A 2,375-nucleotide genomic window follows, 5' to 3' on the forward strand; every position below is an offset into this window, starting at 1 on the left:
TTCAATCCGCGTTTTATATCGATGCTTATCGAATACGGCCTCGCCAAATTTGAATTTTTATTCATTCACCACTCTTTATTGATGGTGATCGTCTATTTTTCAATATTTTTGATATGTTTCTATATACTTCATATCACAATTAAAAACCGCCTGAACGCCGCCATCATAACCTTACTGCTTTTTAGCATTTCCCAAATTTTTTCCCGTTATGGTGAAAATCTTTTTTTTCTTTACCGCAGTAGTTGAATATTTTTTTCCGGCCGTTTTATGTGTGGCCATGTCGGCGCTGACCCTGAACAGCCTCGCGCGCCCTGTGCATCCCGCCTTATATATATTTTCCATTGCTCTTCCGTTGCTGCATGAAGCTATCGGATTGGTTTATCTCGCCATTCTTGCGGGGTTTTTCTGGATCAACCTTTGGCTGAAATCCGATGGGCAGCGGGCACGGCTGCTGTCCCTTCTCGCGGCACTGAGCCTTACTGGCGGCACGATCCTCGCCATGATGCTATCGCCGGGGGTGGCACGCCGCATGGAAACCTCGCAGCCCATGCCTTTGGGCGGGGCTTTTGCGGAAACCTGGGCGCTGCTCACCCCCGATCTTCCTTATCTTCTCCTGGCCCCCGTCTTGGCGCTCAGCCTGTCGGCGGCGCTGACCGTTACTCCCTGGCAGCGCGCCTTGATCGAGGGGCTGGAGGCGCGGCCCTGGGTCCGGCTACACCTCCTTTTCGGCGTGATCGCACTTGCGACGCTTGTACCACTCGTCCTTGTCACCGCTACCTTTTCCGGCCAGGGCGCGGCCCCCCGCCGCCTGCTGGATGCGCTGTTTCTGATCGCTTTTGTCGCAACGATGGGCCTCACTTGGCTTATCCTGCCGCGCGCGCAGTCATGGCGCACCGCGCTCCAGCTTGTCGCCCCCATTGGCGTGATCGCCGGACTTGGACTCCACCCCCGACCCAGCGCGCTTTGGTCCGAGGCGTCGGCCACTGTCGAGAACCGGCAAACCTTCGACCGCCGCCTTGCCCTAGCCGATCCCTACCGGGGACAGGCCGGGCGAGTGATCGTGACCGATAGGATCTGGCCCGTAACCGTATTGCCGGTTTATTTCGACATCGGCTCCGATCCGCGCGACTATCGCAACCATCATTTCGCGGCCTTCCTGGGCGTGACCTGCGTCGAACATCGCCTGCCGCAATCAGGGGAGCCGCCGTCCGTTGTCCGGTCCGAGACGCCCTGTCAACCTTAGCCGGATCAAAGCCGCATCGTTAGCCCTGCATCGTTAGCATTGACTCACAGGCCGACAGCCCTTATACGGACAAGCCATTTTTTTCGGGAGTTCCCATCGTGAAGCGCACTTATCAACCGTCCAAGATTGTCCGTAAGCGTCGGCACGGGTTCCGTGCCCGCATGGCGACCGTCGGCGGCCGGAATGTTCTGGCGAGCCGTCGGGGCCAGGGCCGTAAGCGCCTGTCGGCCTAACACCCGACCCATCGGAAGAATGGCGGCGGCGCTTGCTGCCGCCTTCTGTTTTTTGGGGTTCTAGCTAGGGTTCCCATGCGAACACCGCTTTATCCCCTCAAGCGCCGTGCCGATTTTCTGCGGGTTGCCGCGTTGCGCCGAAAATGGGCTATGCCCGGCCTCGTGTTGCAAGTCGCCCCGAACCCGTTGGATGGCACCGCGCGTCCAAGAATCGGCTTTACCGCCAGCCGCAAGGTTGGGGGAGCCGTGCAGCGGAACCGCGCCCGCCGCCGCCTGCGCGAGGCCGTGCGCGCCGTTCTGGCTGACCACGCCAAGCCCGGCCTGGATTACGTCGTCATCGCCCGCGAGCAGACCGTAACGCGGCTCTGGCCCGATCTATTGGTCGATATTGAAGTGGCGATGCGCCGCCTCAAATCCTGGCAAGACGCGGCATGAGCCCCCCGCCCCTCGGTCTCACCACCCGGCTGCTGCGCGGGGTGATCCACCTCTATCGCGGCACCCTGTCGCCGCTGCTGCCGCGCGCCTGCCGCTTCGAGCCAAGCTGTTCGGCCTATGGGTTGGAAGCGCTGAGCCTCCACGGCGCGGGCCGAGGCTCCTGGCTCACGTTCAAGCGTTTGTGCCGCTGCCATCCCTGGGGAGGTTACGGGTATGATCCCGTGCCGCCCGTTTCGGGCTTTACCTCATCCCGTTTTTCAGCGACACAAGTCGCCTCTTCTCCGCCCTCCCGCGATCCTTAAGGCTGCCTTCAAATCATGGAACAACGGAACCTGATCCTTGCGATCGTGATTTCCATCGCCATTCTCGTCGGCTTCCAATTCTTCGTCGAGCAGCCCAAGCCGCCCGCGCCGGTGGCCCAAACCAGCCGCCGTGATCGTGCCGATGAAGCCCGCAACGCCGCC

General features: G+C 60.5%; 4 protein-coding genes. All 4 read left to right on the forward strand.

The features are described from left to right. Positions 1-277 precede the first annotated feature (277 nt). The 4 genes from VZ95_RS17185 to yidD all read left to right on the forward strand — a co-directional run bounded on the left by VZ95_RS17185 (position 278) and on the right by yidD (position 2,213). Positions 278-1,243, forward strand: a complete 966-nt coding sequence (locus VZ95_RS17185) for a DUF6056 family protein (RefSeq protein WP_045776945.1) — start codon at positions 278-280, stop codon at positions 1,241-1,243. 98 nt (positions 1,244-1,341) lie between these two features. After that, complete coding sequence (gene rpmH, locus VZ95_RS23260; protein WP_084627882.1) at positions 1,342-1,476, forward strand: 50S ribosomal protein L34; 135 nt, start codon at positions 1,342-1,344, stop codon at positions 1,474-1,476. A gap of 75 nt (positions 1,477-1,551) precedes the next feature. Then, positions 1,552-1,911 carry a ribonuclease P protein component gene (rnpA, locus tag VZ95_RS17190; protein WP_045776946.1) on the forward strand — a complete coding sequence of 120 codons (360 nt, stop codon included), beginning with the start codon at positions 1,552-1,554 and terminating at the stop codon, positions 1,909-1,911. Further along, entirely contained in the window at positions 1,908-2,213 is a 306-nt protein-coding gene (gene yidD, locus VZ95_RS17195; protein WP_045776947.1) for a membrane protein insertion efficiency factor YidD, read from the forward strand. Before rnpA ends, yidD begins: the two co-directional genes overlap by 4 nt. Positions 2,214-2,375 lie beyond the last annotated feature (162 nt).

The sequence above is a fragment of the Elstera litoralis genome, from assembly GCF_000963705.1.
Taxonomy (GTDB): Bacteria; Pseudomonadota; Alphaproteobacteria; order Elsterales; family Elsteraceae; genus Elstera; species Elstera litoralis.

Coding starts and splice junctions, on each gene's coding strand:
- VZ95_RS17185 (WP_045776945.1), top strand. CDS start 278: ATGTCGGCGCTGACCCTGAACAGCCTCGCGCGCCCTGTGCATCCCGCC.
- rnpA (WP_045776946.1), top strand. CDS start 1,552: ATGCGAACACCGCTTTATCCCCTCAAGCGCCGTGCCGATTTTCTGCGG.
- yidD (WP_045776947.1), top strand. CDS start 1,908: ATGAGCCCCCCGCCCCTCGGTCTCACCACCCGGCTGCTGCGCGGGGTG.